Origin of the sequence: Psychrobacillus mangrovi (assembly GCF_037104765.1) — a bacterium.
Lineage (GTDB): Bacteria > Bacillota > Bacilli > Bacillales_A > Planococcaceae > Psychrobacillus > Psychrobacillus mangrovi.
In genome coordinates, this window is the sequence record NZ_JBAWSY010000004.1 from 216,959 (window position 1) to 232,927 (window position 15,969).

The 15,969-nt window shown below is 34.5% G+C and carries 13 protein-coding genes, 1 pseudogene and 1 riboswitch; of the genes and pseudogenes, 10 read left to right on the forward strand and 4 right to left on the reverse strand.

Annotated features, from left to right (window positions below; genetic code table 11):
• Positions 1-155 precede the first annotated feature (155 nt).
• From WAX74_RS08690 to WAX74_RS08715, 6 genes and pseudogenes are all read left to right on the forward strand, one after another.
• Positions 156-333: pseudogene (locus WAX74_RS08690) on the forward strand (IS5/IS1182 family transposase); the annotation flags it as partial.
• 214 nt (positions 334-547) lie between these two features.
• Positions 548-3,613 (forward strand): efflux RND transporter permease subunit, encoded by a 3,066-nt coding sequence (locus WAX74_RS08695; RefSeq protein WP_336497269.1) that lies wholly within the window; start codon positions 548-550, stop codon positions 3,611-3,613.
• Positions 3,614-4,386: 773 nt separating this feature from the next.
• A protein-coding gene (locus WAX74_RS08700; RefSeq protein ID WP_336497270.1) for an IS3 family transposase occupies positions 4,387-5,750 on the forward strand; the annotation gives its coding sequence in 2 pieces (ribosomal slippage) (positions 4,387-4,846 and positions 4,846-5,750; 1,365 coding nt in all).
• 267 nt (positions 5,751-6,017) lie between these two features.
• The gene (locus WAX74_RS08705) at positions 6,018-7,106 is read left to right on the forward strand and encodes an SDR family oxidoreductase (protein ID WP_336497271.1); all 1,089 of its coding nucleotides are present in this window, start codon (positions 6,018-6,020) and stop codon (positions 7,104-7,106) included.
• 63 nt (positions 7,107-7,169) lie between these two features.
• A riboswitch (yybP-ykoY riboswitch) is annotated at positions 7,170-7,328 on the forward strand.
• A complete protein-coding gene (locus tag WAX74_RS08710; RefSeq protein ID WP_336497272.1) occupies positions 7,329-8,099 on the forward strand; it encodes a TerC family protein in 771 nt (256 codons plus the stop codon).
• Between the two features lie 102 nt (positions 8,100-8,201).
• A complete protein-coding gene (locus WAX74_RS08715) occupies positions 8,202-9,554 on the forward strand; it encodes a TrkH family potassium uptake protein (protein ID WP_336497273.1) in 1,353 nt (450 codons plus the stop codon).
• Between the two features lie 24 nt (positions 9,555-9,578).
• On the opposite strand, the gene WAX74_RS08720 is transcribed toward WAX74_RS08715, so the two are convergent.
• On the reverse strand, positions 9,579-11,339 hold the full coding sequence (locus WAX74_RS08720; RefSeq protein WP_336497274.1) for a B12-binding domain-containing radical SAM protein: 1,761 nt from the start codon (positions 11,337-11,339) through the stop codon (positions 9,579-9,581).
• A gap of 125 nt (positions 11,340-11,464) precedes the next feature.
• Between WAX74_RS08720 and WAX74_RS08725 the strand changes: the two genes are divergently transcribed.
• Positions 11,465-12,619, forward strand: a complete 1,155-nt coding sequence (locus WAX74_RS08725; RefSeq protein ID WP_336497275.1) for an ATP-binding protein — start codon at positions 11,465-11,467, stop codon at positions 12,617-12,619.
• 56 nt (positions 12,620-12,675) lie between these two features.
• Positions 12,676-13,122, forward strand: a complete 447-nt coding sequence (locus WAX74_RS08730) for a MarR family winged helix-turn-helix transcriptional regulator (protein WP_336497276.1) — start codon at positions 12,676-12,678, stop codon at positions 13,120-13,122.
• A 40-nt stretch (positions 13,123-13,162) separates the two neighbouring features.
• Here WAX74_RS08730 and WAX74_RS08735 read toward each other — a convergent pair whose 3' ends face one another.
• From WAX74_RS08735 to WAX74_RS08745, 3 genes are all read right to left on the reverse strand, one after another.
• A complete protein-coding gene (locus WAX74_RS08735) occupies positions 13,163-13,768 on the reverse strand; it encodes a hypothetical protein (protein WP_336497277.1) in 606 nt (201 codons plus the stop codon).
• 93 nt (positions 13,769-13,861) lie between these two features.
• Entirely contained in the window at positions 13,862-14,482 is a 621-nt protein-coding gene (locus tag WAX74_RS08740; RefSeq protein WP_336497278.1) for a CPBP family intramembrane glutamic endopeptidase, read from the reverse strand.
• 53 nt (positions 14,483-14,535) lie between these two features.
• Positions 14,536-14,724 carry a YkvS family protein gene (locus tag WAX74_RS08745; RefSeq protein WP_053590192.1) on the reverse strand — a complete coding sequence of 63 codons (189 nt, stop codon included), beginning with the start codon at positions 14,722-14,724 and terminating at the stop codon, positions 14,536-14,538.
• A gap of 126 nt (positions 14,725-14,850) precedes the next feature.
• Here WAX74_RS08745 and WAX74_RS08750 point away from each other — a divergent pair, with 126 nt between their 5' ends.
• Entirely contained in the window at positions 14,851-15,039 is a 189-nt protein-coding gene (locus tag WAX74_RS08750; protein ID WP_336497279.1) for a hypothetical protein, read from the forward strand.
• 94 nt (positions 15,040-15,133) lie between these two features.
• Complete coding sequence (locus WAX74_RS08755; protein WP_336497280.1) at positions 15,134-15,310, forward strand: aspartyl-phosphate phosphatase Spo0E family protein; 177 nt, start codon at positions 15,134-15,136, stop codon at positions 15,308-15,310.
• Positions 15,311-15,969: the final 659 nt, after the last annotated feature.

Sequence of the window (15,969 nt, forward strand, 5' to 3'; positions counted from 1 at the left end):
GGTACGTTGTGATGTTTCATCTGTCTCCCTGATCCCGTCGGAGTCGCCGCCTTCCACTTCAATCAACTAGTGAATATATACAGAAAAAATCTTCTATCTAAAAAACTACCTTGTTACGTTATTATAAAATAAATTAAATGCAGGTGGTGCTTCCGATGATTTCAAACCAAGAAACGCTCCAATTAAGTCCGTTTATGCCAATTTACGATATTGTTGTGCCAATAGATATATGCTCCGCAAATCATTGAACTAGTTGATTTTTCCTTTAAGTTAAAAACAAAATATTGTATAGATAATGTTTACAAAGCTATCTCACCCATTCGTATGTTCAAAATTTATTACAAAAATCACTTTATAATAATAAAAGGTAATGAGATAGCTAATGACTTCCTACTGTTGAAAGCGAGTTAAACATCGCAAATTGCTAGATTCTCTCAATATTGCAAATCTCGACAATAAACGCATTTATTTTGTGTAATATAAATTTGAACTCTGCCATTCTAGGGCATATGATAGTATTAGCAAAATAGAAGGTGGTCCCTGAAAAATGAAAATAAGTGATTTCTCCATAAAAAGACCGGTTTTTACCACAGTTATCATGTTTCTAATTCTTATACTTGGTGGAGTTTCATTCTTTAAAATTCCAGTAACTTTAATTCCCGACTTAAATCCCCCAGTGGCTGTAGTAGTAACAAGTTATCCAGGGGCAAGCTCGGTAGAAGTAAATGAAAAAATTACAAAACCTTTAGAGGAATCTTTAAGTACTTTACCGGGGATCAAGTCTGTAAAAAGTACTTCTCAAGAAGGTGCAAACTTCATCTTAATGGAGTTTGAATGGTCCACGGATATGGATGATATTGAATTAGATATTATGCAACGTATTGATTTAACTACCATTCCGGAAGGAGCATTAAAACCACAGTATTTAAAATTTGACCCTGCACAGTTTCCGATTATTCAATTGTCACTTAGTGGGACAAGTACTGATGGGGATATTCGTTTAGTGGCCGAGAAACTAGAAAAAGAATTAATCAGAACAGATGGAGTAGCTAATGTTAATATATCTGGCTCTCTTGTGGAAGAGGTGCAAATACTACTAAATCAAAATGCATTAGAAGAAAAAGGACTAACTCAAAGCGATATTGTTCAATTAATTCAAGCAAATAATATTTCTCTTCCTGGAAATCCAGTGGAAACAGACGATAAAAAATCACTTACGACTAGAATAGTTAGTACGTTAACGAGTGTAGAGGATATTAAAAATCTAGTAATTACAGTGAATCCACTTGATGGAAAAAAAGTAACGATTGCAGATATTGCTACAGTAGAATTGACTGAACAGGATCAAAACTCTGAGACGAGAGCGAATAACGAACCTGCAGTTTTACTATCCGTTTTTCAGGAATCTAATGCAAATACGGCTGATGTATCCATAGCTTTTCAACAAGCATTGGATGAGCAACTTTCTAAAAAAGAATATAGTGGTATAAAAGCAAATATTTTATTTGACCAAGGAGATTACATACAGGTTGCAATTGACAATATTGGCACCACACTTGTTAGCGGTGGTATTCTTGCGATGCTTATCCTATTTATTTTCTTAAAAGGTATAAGAAGTCCCATTATTGTAGGTGTCGCAATACCTTATTCTGTCATAGTTACATTTGTTTTAATGTATTTTGCAGGGTTTTCCCTAAATATCATGACGCTAGGAGCGTTAGCACTTGGTATTGGAATGCTAGTAGATAATTCCATTGTAGTAATAGAGAACATTGAAAGGCATTTAGGATTAGGTAAAGATCCTAAGGAAGCCACCTATATTGGAACAAAAGAAGTCATAGGAGCAATTACAGCGTCTACACTAACAACCGTAGCTGTTTTTGTACCTGTAGTTTTTCTTTCTGGATTGATTGGCCAGATTTTCACTGAGTTTGCATTAACTATATCATTTAGTTTATTTGCTTCCTTAGTCGTTGCGATAACAGTTATACCAATGATGGCAAGTAGAATGCTGAAGAAGCCAAAGGGGAACCTGGAAGCAAAAAGAAGAAGGTCGAAAGCATACAACAACTTTGAGCGATCTATAAAATGGTCATTGTCTCATCGTGCTATTATCCTTTCGCTAACAGCAATTTTATTAGTAATTTCAACTGTGGGCTTATTCCGTACGGGAACAGAATTTTTACCTGCAACTGATGAAGGGTTTGTTACGATTGCAGTGAGGCTTGAAAATGGCTCCTCAATAGCTGCAACAGACGAAGTAGTAAAGAAAATTGAGGGAAAATTGCAAGAAGAAAAAGATGTTGAAGTATATGTAAGTTTCGTAGGAGGCAATCAAGAAGGACAGTCAAGGGGAACTTCCAGATCAAACTTGGCAGAAATATCCGTTAAGCTAATACCATTAGATGAAAGAGAGAGATCTATTTTTACTTTTGTAGATGAAGTTCAACCTAAAGTAATAGAAGCAGTTGGAGAAAATGTAGAAGTTAACTTTAATTTACAAACAGCTGCTGGATCAGCTCCTAACTCATTGTCATTTACCTTAACTTCTGCAAATAAAGAACAGTTGAATAATACAGTAAATAAAGTGACTAAAGAAATAGAAAAGATAAATGGAATAACAAAAATAAGAAATGACTTAACCGAAACAATTGACGAAGTGCAAATGACGGTGAAGAGAGATGCGGCTACCGAGTATGGTCTTGCACCAGCCCAAATAGCCCAAACCGTAAATAATGTAACAAGAGGCGTATTTGCTACACAAATTATTTCGGAGCAGGAAGAAGTTTACGGAGTTTATGTAAAATATGACGAAGCTTATCGAAATAGTGTCGATCAACTAAAGCAATTAAAACTTAGAACACCATCTGGTCTATACGTTTCATTACAGGATGTAGCAGATATAGATGTTGCAAAGGGACCATTAACAATCCGACGAGTAAATCAAGCAGGTGCAGTTACATTTACAGTTAAATATGATTCTAAGATTTCTTTAGGGGAAATGTCTAATTCAGTTGATGCCGCAATTGAAAGAGCGCAAGTGCCAAACAATGTATCCGTCTCATTTGGTGGAGATCGAGAGTTATTAGACAACGCAAAAAATGATATGATTTTAGCTGTTTTATTGGCTGTAGTTTTAGTATATATTGTGATGGCTGCCCAGTTTGAATCGTACAAATATCCATTTGTTATTATGTTTACAGTACCCCTAATTGTTATTGGGATATTTTTTGGTTTATTTACTACGAATACACCTATAAGTATTTCGGCAGTTATAGGAGTTCTTATCTTAGTTGGCATAGTGGTGAATAATGGAATTGTATTAGTGGAATATATTAATCAGCGAAAAGCTGAGGGAATGGCATCTTATGAAGCTATAACAACATCGGTTCGAGATCGTGTAAGACCGATACTAATGACTGCGTTAACGACCATTTTAGGATTGGTACCACTTGCTTTAGGAATTGGAGAAGGTACAGAAATTAATCAGCCAATGGGTATTTCAGTAATCGGTGGATTAATTAGTTCAACGTTTTTAACTTTATATGTTGTTCCTGTAATTTATAGTTTATTTGATAAAGAAACAAGAAAAAGTGCAACATCTCAAGATTAGGCTACCTTAAATTTCATTCAGAGTACGTCCGCATGAGCCGCTGTATGCGCAAGCCCATCCGTGCTCCTGCGCAAAGCTCGTCGCAAAATAAATTTCGCTGTCTCATACGGCACGTCATGCGGCTCGCAAGGCGCGAATGCCAGTGTATTCTTTTGACGGAATAAACTAGGTTCGATTAATGTATTGTTTATCAATTATCCCTAAAATAGGATGTAGGACTTCTTCTTTCGATAGTTATGTTAAATTCATTGGGATGTCTAGAGAATGTGCGCCTTAAACGCCGCAAGAGTGCGAAGAATGAGACCCCGTAAAGAATAATGGGAGCGACAAAGGAGCGACTCATCCTGCGGAGGCTCATGCGTAGCGTGCGGCAAGGGCACATCCGTATTTCTACTATCAAAGTGCTACTTATGCATGGACTTGGAAGGATACATCACTAACTATTGGCATTCGCGCTGGCCGCACGTCCGCATGAGCCCGCTGTATGCGCAAGCGCATTTCGCTGTCTCATACGGCACGTCATGCGGCTCGCAAGGCGCGAATGCCAGTGACCACTCTTGAGAGTGAGTAAAGTAGATTCAATATTGTATTATTAATCAACAATCTTGAAAACTAGATTAGGATTGCTTCTTTAGATAATTATTTCAAATTCATCGGATTGTCTTCAGGATGTGCGCCTTAAACGCCGCAAGAGCGCGAAGAATGAGACCCCGTAAAGGTGAACTGCGCCCCAATTGTTGGACACACATCTAACATTGGAGGTGCATTTTTTCATGGCTAAATTTACAGAAGAACAAAAACTTAAAGCTGTACAATCCTATTTGTTAGGAAAGGAATCGTATCATGGAATCGCAGAACGAATAGGAATTGATCACAAATCCGTCATCAAATGGGTTGCCCTGTTTAAAGAACATGGTATGGAAGGGTTGAAGTTAAGAGGATATACAATCTACTCAAATGAGTTTAAACTAGATGTACTCAAATATATGATCGAAACGGGCGCATCACTGTTAGATATAGCTGTGAAATTCAATATCCCTTCTCCTTTTACAGTACTTAGATGGAAAAATCAGCTGGAGAGAGTTGGGATAGGCGCCCTTATTCAAACCAAAAAGGGGCGTCTTCCATTGAAACAAAATAATCGAAACCTTGATAAGAAATCTTTGCCGAACGAAGTCTCAGTAGAAAAAATGCAAGCTGAAATAGAACGCCTTCGCATGGAAAATGCTTATTTAAAAAAGTTGAATGCCTTAGTTCAAAACAAGGAAAAATCACCAAACAAGACAAAGCGCAAGTAGTCTATGAATTAAGGCATGAGTTTCCGGTGAAAAAGCTCGTTGAGCTTGCAGGGCTCCCACGAAGTACTTACTACTTTATTATCAAGAATATGAATCGTCCTGACCCTGATATGGATTTAAAGGAAATGATCCATACGATTTACCATGAACACGAAGGTCGCTATGGCTATCGCCGAATTCGCGATGAATTAGTGAACCGTGGTCAGAAAGTGAATTGTAAGAAAGTACGACGAATCATGAACAAATTGGGTTTGAAAAGTCTGGTACGTTTGAAAAAATATCGCTCTTACAAAGGGAGAGTCGGTAAAATTGCCCCAAATATTTTAGAACGTAATTTTAAGGCTGACAAGCCAAATGAGAAATGGGTCACTGATATTACAGAGTTTAAATTATTCGGAGAAAAGCTGTATCTATCTCCAGTATTAGATTTATTTAACGGCGAAATCATTACCTATACAATTGGCCCAAGACCAACGTATTCATTGGTGTCTGAGATGTTAGAGAAAGCATTTTCACGATTATCTGAAGGTGACCAACTCTTGATGCATTCTGATCAAGGTTGGCATTACCAAATGAAGCAATACTCTCAGGCTTTGAAAGAACGAGGAATCACACAAAGTATGTCCCGTAAGGGGAACTGTTACGATAATTCTGTGATGGAGAATTTCTTTGGTATTTTGAAATCGGAATTCTTATATTTAAAAGAATTTGAGAGTATAGAGCATTTCAAGTTAGAATTAGCGAAATACATCGAGTACTATAACAACAAACGAATTAAGGCAAAATTAAAAGGACAGAGTCCGATACAATATCGAACTCTGTCCCAACAGGCTGCCTAATGAAAAAACTGTGTCTAACTTTTGGGGTTCACTTCAAGGATGTGGGAGTGACGAAGGAGCGACTCATCCTGCGGAGGCTCATGCGTAGCGTGCGGCAAGCGCACATCCGTATTTCCAATCTCTAAGTAACAATATGAATACTTGAACAGATATCAGCAACTATTGGCATTAGCGTTGGCTGCATATCCGTGTGCGTGTTCTTCTCTAAAAAATGAAGGGTCTTCTTTATGACCCTTTTTTGATATACTTCCTGAAGGGGTGGATATTATGACAAGCGTACTTATAACTGGATTTCCTGGATTCTTAGCTAAAAATATTATAAAAGAGCTTCGGCTAAAAAAGATTTTCACTAATATATATGTTCTTGTACTACCTGTTCAAGTAGATAAGGCAAAAGCAATGATAGAGGATATATACAAAGACGGTATAACCAATAACCAGCTCATCATTGTGGAAGGTGATATTACAGAACCTAATGCAGGAATTAAAAAAGAAACATTAAACATGCTACGAAACGAAGTAGAATATATATGGCATTTGGCAGCAATTTATGATTTAGCAGTTCCAAAAGATATCGCCTGGAAAGTAAATGTTCATGGAACAGAAATGTTTAATAAAATAGTTTTGCAATTTCCTCATATAAAGAGGTATATGTACTTTAGTACGGCCTATGTAGCAGGTACAAGAGAAGGCAAATTATTAGAAACAGAGCTTATTAGACCAAATGGTTTCAAAAATCATTATGAAGAAACAAAATTTGAGGCTGAAGTACTTGTTGAACAACTAAAAGAGTCAGTTCCTGTCACTATAATTAGACCTGGAATCGTGAGGGGAAATTCGATGACGGGGGAAACGACTAAATTTGACGGACCATATTTCTTTATTAATATGATTTCAAATTTAAAAAAATTGCCCATATTACCTTACTTAGGAAAGTCATACTCATTTATTAATGTTGTACCTAGTGATTATATAACGAAAGCATCCATATATTGTTGTTTCAGTGAAGATGCCATTTCGAAAACCGTGCATTTGACCGATCCTAATCCATATCCAGTGGAAGAGGTTTATCGAGCGTTTGTAAAAGAAATAACAGGTAAATTTCCAAAAGGAAGAATACCTTTATTTTTTGCCAAAGCCTCTGTGTCTGTATATCCGGTTCGTAAGTTGTTACAAGTGGAAAAAGAGACACTAGATTATATAACATGGGATTCTTCCTTCGATACAACTGTAGCGGAAGGTATTTTAAAAAAAGGGAACATTAATTGCCCAGACTTTATTGAATCTATCCCTTCAATGATTCGATTTTATAACAAGCATAAAGACGATAAATCCTATCATATTCAAATAAAGTAGATTAATTCTTTACAAATCAATTTACTATAGTTATAATTAATAACATAAATGGATAGACTTTTGACATATGTCAAAGGGGAGTAGCTATAGGGAAACCTATTTCATAATCGTCATTACATGGCACATGCCATCGGTTATGATAGTAATTTTTAAAATTGCTTAGCAAGACCTTTGCCTTTTAATAGGCATGGGTCTTTTTATTTGCAAAAAAGGAGGATATTTATGGATACAGTTTTTTTAGAATATGCATGGGTCTTGCTAGTGTTAGTAGGTCTAGAAGGTTTACTTGCAGCAGATAATGCAGTCGTAATGGCTGTAATGGTAAAACACTTACCAAAAAATCAACAGAAAAAAGCATTATTTTACGGGTTACTTGGAGCGTTTGTTTTTAGATTCCTTGCGCTATTTATGATTACATTCTTAGTGAATATTTGGCAGGTTCAAGCAATAGGAGCAGCTTATCTATTATTCATTTCGATAAAACATATTTATGATCAACGTAAAAAGCCAGGTCCACATATCGATGTAGAAGGAATGGAACCAAAAAAGGGTTCTGGATTTTGGATGACTGTATTAAAAGTAGAGCTTGCAGATATTGCATTTGCAATTGACTCTATGCTTGCAGCAGTAGCTATAGCAGTTACATTACCGTACGTAGGTGACTTTGATATTGGTGGAATAAATGCAGGTCAATTCGCAGTTATGTTCGCAGGTGGAGTAATTGGTCTGATCATTATGCGATTTGCAGCGCATAAATTTGTTAAACTACTTGAGAAGTACCCTTCACTTGAAACAGCAGCATTTTTAATCGTTGGTTGGGTAGGGGTAAAATTGGCAGTATTGACATTGTCACATGACAAAGTTGGAGTTCTACCTCACGATTTCCCACACTCTGCGCCATGGGAAATTACTTTCTGGACAGTATTGCTGGGTATAGCTCTATTAGGATATATATTCGGAGTAGTGAAACACAAAAAAGAAGATACAGAATAATGAATAGAAAAAGTATGAAAAGATAGTGGTTAGACTATCTTTTTATGCTTTTTTTTCTTACAATGAGAAAACAGGTATGTGCTTATTGAAAGGAAACTATTTATGAGAACATTTCAAGTGAAACAAAAGATTAAATTTGCTCCTGCTCAAGTAATCGTTACGTATTATTTTATTGCTATTGCTGTATCAGTAATTCTTCTTAATTTACCAGGTGTTCATAGGCCAGGAGTTCATGTAGATTTTATTGATAGTTTATTTACCGCAGTAAGTGCAGTTAGCGTCACTGGTTTAACAGCGATTAATATTCTTGAAACATATAGTGTATTTGGATACTTTATGTTATTACTGATTCTCCAATTAGGTGGAATTGGAATTATGTCGTTAGGGACATTTATTTGGTTAGTTTCAGGAAAAAAAATTGGACTTCGCGAACGACAGTTAATTATGGTTGACCATAATCAGCCCAAATTATCTGGTGTAGTGAACTTGATTAAAGAAATTGTTAAAATTTTATTGTTAATTCAACTTGTAGGAGCAATTATATTAACTTTATATTTCACACAATATTATGATACATTTAAGGAAGCAATGTTACATGGGATTTTTACTTCTGTTTCGGCCACAACCAATGCGGGGTTTGATATTACAGGTGAATCATTAAAACCATATCATCATGATTACTTTGTTCAAATAATAACTAGCTTATTAATTATTTTTGGAGCAATTGGTTTCCCTGTTTTAATTGAAGTAAAAGAATTTCTTTCTAATAAAAATAAAAATTTTCGTTTTTCCCTGTTTACAAAGCTTACGACGATTACTTATGCGATTCTTTTAGTATTTGGTACATTAATGATTTTTCTGCTTGAAATGTTTAATTCGATGAAAGGGATGGCATGGCATGAAAAGTTTTTCACAGCTTTCTTCCATTCAGTTTCATCTCGTTCAGCAGGTTTAACGACAGTAGATGTTACGTTATTTCAAGAGGGTACAAATTACTTAATTAGTGTTTTGATGTTCATCGGTGCATCTCCTAGCTCTGTTGGTGGTGGGATTCGAACAACAACATTTGCCATTGCTATTTTATTTTTGATCAATTTTTCAAGAGGAAAAGATAATATACAGATCTTTCATCGCGAAATTCATTTAATTGATGTTTTTCGGGCATATGCTGTAATAATATTAGCTCTAGGTATGGTTTTTGCCGCTACCATTTTACTTTCTATTACGGAACCAAATATACCAATTACGTCTTTAATATTTGAAATCACCTCTGCATTTGGTACTTGTGGAATGTCGCTTGGTATTACTGGAGATTTGTCGATTATTGGCAAGATAATTATTATGATTTTAATGTTTATAGGACGAGTAGGTCTAATTTCATTCTTATATACATTAGGCGGAAAAAGTAATAAAACAAAATACCGATTCCCGAAAGAGCGAGTGATTATCGGATAATATTGAAAAAAGCCATTTAATCCGTTATAGGATTAAATGGCTTTGTTGGTTTTGTTCGATAAAGTAGAAATGAGGGGTAGGTCCATTACCAAAAGTAGTTAGTAAATATCCTTCCTTTTCTTTTATAATTCCCTGCTTAAATGAGTCAATACAAATAGAGATTGGAGTGATAAATGTTTGTTTGTATAATTCACGTTCGTTCATCTGTAGAGATGCAAATTCATCACCTGCTAGAGAAGGATTCACCACTAGTTGTTTATATAGAGTGGATTGTTCTTCCTTTGTGATGTCGTTTGACCACCAAGGTTTACGTGGTTGGAACTTTTGTTTAGATAAATAATCAAGTTTCATAACACTTTGAACAACTGGTAACGATAAGTTTTCAATTCCTTCTAAAAAAGTATTCAATCTAATAAATAAATCCTCCAATTGATGACCGATTTTCGACCAATTTCTTTCCTCCCAAAAGGTACCAAATTGTTGGAAGAAATCAAATGGAGTGTCAAAAGTTTGATCGAATAAATATTCAAGTGTTTGATCCATCCGATGTGCATTCCAATATTTTTCTAAAACATCTTCCACTTGTTTTATTCGAAGGATATCGTCAAAAGTTAACACATTATTAGAGAAAATCTCATATGGCGCTTGATCTACATAAACATAACCGTATTTTTCTGCTTCCACTCGTAAACCAGTTCCACGCAGCAATTTTAAAAATCCTAACTGTAATTCCTCCGGGCGCATTTCAAATACTTCATTGAAAGTATTTCTAAAGGAATCATAATCTTCTTCAGGCAGACCGGCTATTAAATCCAAATGTTGATCAATTTTTCCTCCACTTTTAACCATCGTAACCGTGCGTTTTAACTTCTCAAAGTTTTGTCTACGTTTGACAAGTTCATTCGTTAAATCATTCGTAGATTGTACTCCAATTTCAAATCGGAAAAGTCCTGCTGGTGCATTGTCATTCAAAAATTGGATTACTTCTGGTCTCATAATATCAGCAGTTATTTCAAACTGAAAAACTACTCCAGGTAAATGCTCGTCAATTAAGAATTGAAACATTTCCATTGCATAGCTTCTACTTATATTAAAAGTCCTGTCCACAAACTTAATCGTTTTCGCTCCATTTGCCATTAAAAAGCGAATATCTTCCTTTACTTTATCTCTATTGAAATAACGTACTCCTACCTCAATAGAAGATAAACAAAATTGACAGGAGAAAGGGCAGCCGCGACTTGTTTCAATATAGACGATTCGTTTTGATAGAGTTGGTAAATCTTCTTCAAAGCGAAACGGAGATGGTGATTCTCTTAAATCTAATTTTTTTGGTAGCGGATTTAGAATAAATTTGTCGTCTTTTACATATGCTACACCAGGTACATTTTTGAGAGACTGTTTACCGTGAAGGAAGTTTAAGAGCTCCTTAAAAGTAAGTTCACCTTCTCCTACGACAATATAGTCTATTTCTTTTACTTGTCGTAACCATATATTTGTATCGTAAGAAACTTCCGGACCTCCTAAAATTATCTTAATGTTTGGATCCACGGTCTTTAATATTTTAATGACTTTTATCGTTTCTTCGATATTCCAAATATAGCAGCTAAATCCTACTATATCGGGTTTTTTCTGATATAGATCTGCGACTATGTTAAAGGTGGGGTCTTTAATGGTGTATTCGGTGATAAGGGGGGAATATTCTGGTTCTGCATAGGATTTTAAGCAACGAAGTGCCAAATTAGTATGAATGTACTTTGCATTTAGTGTTGTTAAGATTATGTTCATTGTTTATAACTCCTTTTTAAGTATTTCTATTGTAACAATGATTTTTGTTGTCGACAATATAGGTAAAAGGAATCATTTATTTATAAAAAAATATATGAAATAATCAGAATTAACAAATATTTTAAATGCTTCTTTATTTACATACTATATTTACCCCTTTTTGGGATGATTTTTTAATCGTTAGGAGAGGTTGGGTGACATTTGTGGTAGTTGAAGCAAAGTATAAGCAAAAATTTGAACATGTATTTCAACTATATTCTGGAGGGCTAATTTTCATCAATCAGGAAGGAATAATTCTAGAAGTAAATTCAAAAATAGAGAGTATTCTTCAAACTGAAAGAGATGAATTATGCGGGATGAATGCTTTCCATCTTTTAGATATACTTAAAGCAAATCTTGAAAATAAAAAAGAGTTTATAGAAGAATTACACCAAAAAGGGCATGCAGAGCTGTTTTGTGATATTCAAACCTTCTCTGGTGAATTAAAATATATAGGAATAAGAGTTTCAAAACAGAAAGATGCCGATCTTTATTTAACAGAAGTTCATGATGAATCTGAAAAGATGAGTATGAAAAAGAGGTTAGATCATACAGAATCTCTGAGTACTCTAGGACAATTGGCAGCTAGTATTGCGCACGAAATACGAAATCCAATGACCTCTTTAAAAGGTTTTACTCAACTTTTGTTTACTACGGCAAATGATGAGGGAAAAAGATATTTATCCGTTATTAATGATGAAATTAATAGAATGGAAGAAATTTTAACGGAGTTTTTAGAAGTTTCCAAGCCGACAACTCATATATTTACTAAATTTGAAATAAAGAATCTAATTCAAGAAGTAGTTAATTTTATGGCTCCTCAGGCACTGATGCAAAACATAAATGCAACTATCAATTTCGAAGTGGATCATACACGAAAAATTCTAGGTGATCGAAATTTATTAAAACAAGTATTTATCAATTCGATAAAGAATGCAATTGAGGCGATGTCACATGGTGGAAATATATATATAAATATTTCTGATATGAGAGATAAACCCTATGTATGCATATCAATTGAAGATCAAGGATATGGAATTGAAGAAAAAGTTTTAGAGAGAATTTTCGATCCTTTTTTTACTACAAAAGCTTATGGGACAGGTTTAGGATTATCACATATTAACAAAGTGATAGGTGAGCATGGAGGAAATATTGAAGTAAGTAGCACTGTAGGAAAAGGAACTACTTTTAAATTTTATCTTCCTCTTCACAATGGAAATAAACCTATTTTGACAATATAGTTATCTGACCTATATAATAGTGGTTAGTGTATTTTAATTAGGTGAGGATGACGAAAATGGCAAATGAACAATCGAACAGTGCATTAAAGCTATTTATTGTATTGTCACGTGCTCATAAAGTAATTCATGAAAGTACGAATCAATTCTTTCAAGAAAATGGTTTAAACCCAACAGAATTTGCTGTATTGGAACTCTTATATCATAAGGGGAGACAACCACTTCAGCAAATTGGGAACAAAATCCTTTTGGCAAGTGGCTCTATTACATATGTAGTAGACAAGTTAGAAAAGAGAGGCTATATTAGTCGCGTTTCTTGTGAGTCTGATCGTCGAGTGACTTTTGCAGAAATTTCAAAAGAAGGAAATGCATTTATGGACCAACTTTTCCCAAGACACGAGCAACAATTGCTTGAACTAATGGGAGCTCTTTCAGAGGAAGAAAAGCTAGAAGCGATAGAGCTTATAAAAAAACTTGGATTATCCATTAAAAACTTGTCGTATTAATAAAAAAGCTTCTGATTAATTATAAATCAGAAGCTTTTTTTTATTTACTTTTAATTGTTTGAGCCATTTGTCTGAATGTTTCTAATGCCGGTGTATCAGCTGTATCAAAAATAGTAAGCTTTACAATCAATCCTTCAGTTTCGAAGGTATATCCCGTAACTTTTCCATCCGGTGTATCCATTTGGAAACCTTTTGCTTGTTGAATTGTTTCGCTTGCAGGCAGTTGGTTTTCATCTGTAATTTCTTCTAAAGTGCCTTCTTCATTGGAAGCCTTAACTGTTTCCATTAGATTGTTTGTAGCTTCTTCTAAATTGACCTCTTCTTTATTAAAGGTTTCAATTCTCATTGATTGTAAATCATTTTCTTTGTTGAAAAGAAGGTCCTTGTTCGGTTCTTCACCGGTTAGTTCAAAACCTTCTACCACAGTAATGGAGTAGTTTTGGCTTTCGCTTTCTGTTGTAGTACCTTCAAGAACTTGTTGAGGCTCAGTAGAACTCTCTGTAGAACTTGTTGAATTATTTTGTGTTTGTTCCGTTTCAGTTGCAGATTGATCGGTAGTGCTATCACTTTCAGTAGTTGTTGTGCCACATGCAGAGATTAAGACTGAAAGTAGCATAAAAAATAATAATGAAAAAACTTTTTTCATGGTTATTCAACTCCCTTAAAAATTTTAACGAATTGTGATGGTCATTTATCAAGGTCTTGTCATTTTATTAGACGGTAAAGGTTAATAAATGTTTCAAGCAAGTGGGAACAATAAGAATAAAAAGACTAACATAACGATATGGGTTAAAATAATAAGAGGCATACTTTTTTTCCATTCGTATAGAAGTCCTAAAATAATGCCACTAATGAAAGCACCTAAGACCCCAAGCCAAAAACCACTAAAAATTAATGAAAAACTAAATAATGCAGCACTTAAAACAATTGCGATAGTAGGAGACATCCATCGTTTCAATTGTTGCTGAATATACCCTCTCCAAAATAATTCTTCACCTGGTGCTATTATGAATAAGAGTAACAGATAATGCCAAATAGAGGTAGGAGCAAAACTACTAAAAAATTGCTTGACGCTTGTGGTAGATAAAAAGGGAGTCCACTCAAGTAATTTATATCCTCCTGCAATAATGACGTACATCAAAAACCCGAATCCTAAACCATAAAGAAGATATTCAATTGTTTTAATCTTATCATCTATCTTAGCGTAAAAAAATGCAATCGACATGAGAAAAAGGACCGTAAAAGTGTAAAAGTACCAAAATACCTTCTCATTAGAAAATGTAATCCATGTAAAGGTATAGGCTAAAAGTAAAGTTATTATTAAACCCAATAAGGGTATTTGTTTGTTCAATAAAAGCACATCCTAAAAATTATTTAAAATACCGTTCTTCTGGTAGAGGAACGGCATGACGTTTAGTCTTCATTACTATATAATATTTTATAACGCTTGTGGTTGACTACAGTTTTTTCTTCCATTTCAAGCTCATTAAAGTTCTCCATATATGTTAAATCAACGATCACAGAGTTTTCATTAACTTTTTCAACAATACCTTGGAGACCATCTCTAAATTCTATTATATTACCAACTTCTGCAACTTTCACAGATTGTCCCTCCCCTTTTAGAACTTAATACATTACAGTTTGCCCTAAAAAAAGGTATTCGTAAAGTATTTTAATCTGAAAGCGGCAAAATATATATCCATTAATAGCAAGAAAGGAATTGGTTACATGGAATCATTTGAAGAGAAGCTTAATATGTTACAAAATGGTACTATAAAAACAATAGAAATCACAAAAGAGGAATTTCTTCCATTTCGTGAAGTATTATTAAAAAGAGAAGATTTTAAACATTTTACTGGGAAAGCCACACAAGGTGGTCACGTCATTTATATGTATTTACAAGCACCTAGAAGCTGATTGTCGTGAATTGTCGAAATGTTTTTGTTTAAACACTTAAAGCAAAAGGTATATTGAAATGAAAATATATATTTTGTAAAAGGGGTTGTTCTAGATGGTAGAATCTATTTTGAAACAAGTGGAGTTTACAAGGGAAAAAATGATTCAATCAGCTATAGAAAAAGGAATGCTAGACCAAGATACAATTCGCTTAAGTAAAGAGCTTGATTCGCTTTTAAATATATTTCAATATGAAGAAAGCCAAAATATGCAAATAAAAAAAGTAGATTAGGTATGTGTTTTTAAAAAGTGTACCAGGGCTAAATCATTTGCTGACTTAGGGTAATACTAGTGATGTGTAATACCCTTCTCATTTGAAACCGTGCAAATCCGAGCTCAATCAAACTAATTGGAAGCATTGGATGATAAACAAGTAACGATTGTTTGGACAATTTGCAACTCAAAACCAAGTAGAGTCTGAGTAAAGGACAATTAACGATTTATTATCCATCTATATCATTCAAACTGTACATAATACCAGAAATCACCAATATATAATTTGGGGTTAAGCTTCACTTGCTCTACTTCAAGCAGATAAAGAATACGTATCTAATAAATGTAGAATGAGTCACACCAGATGCTGTTAAAAAAATGATCGAACCCAGTGTGCCTTCACTGTATCAACTCATAAACTGTCACAGATAATGAGTGAACTATACAGTGAATTGAGGTTTCGGTTGATGCTGCTATTCGATGGATTGGATACGTTTCACAGCATACACAATGGAGGCACTGAAAAACCTACGTATTTAATGATAATTGTTTTTTGGACAAAATAAAGACACATTCTGTTCAAAATTGAACAGATGTGTCTTTATTACTTTTTCTAATTCATAATCGCCATGTATGAACTTAATTGGAGGGTTTCATTTGCTGAGATCATGGGGAGAG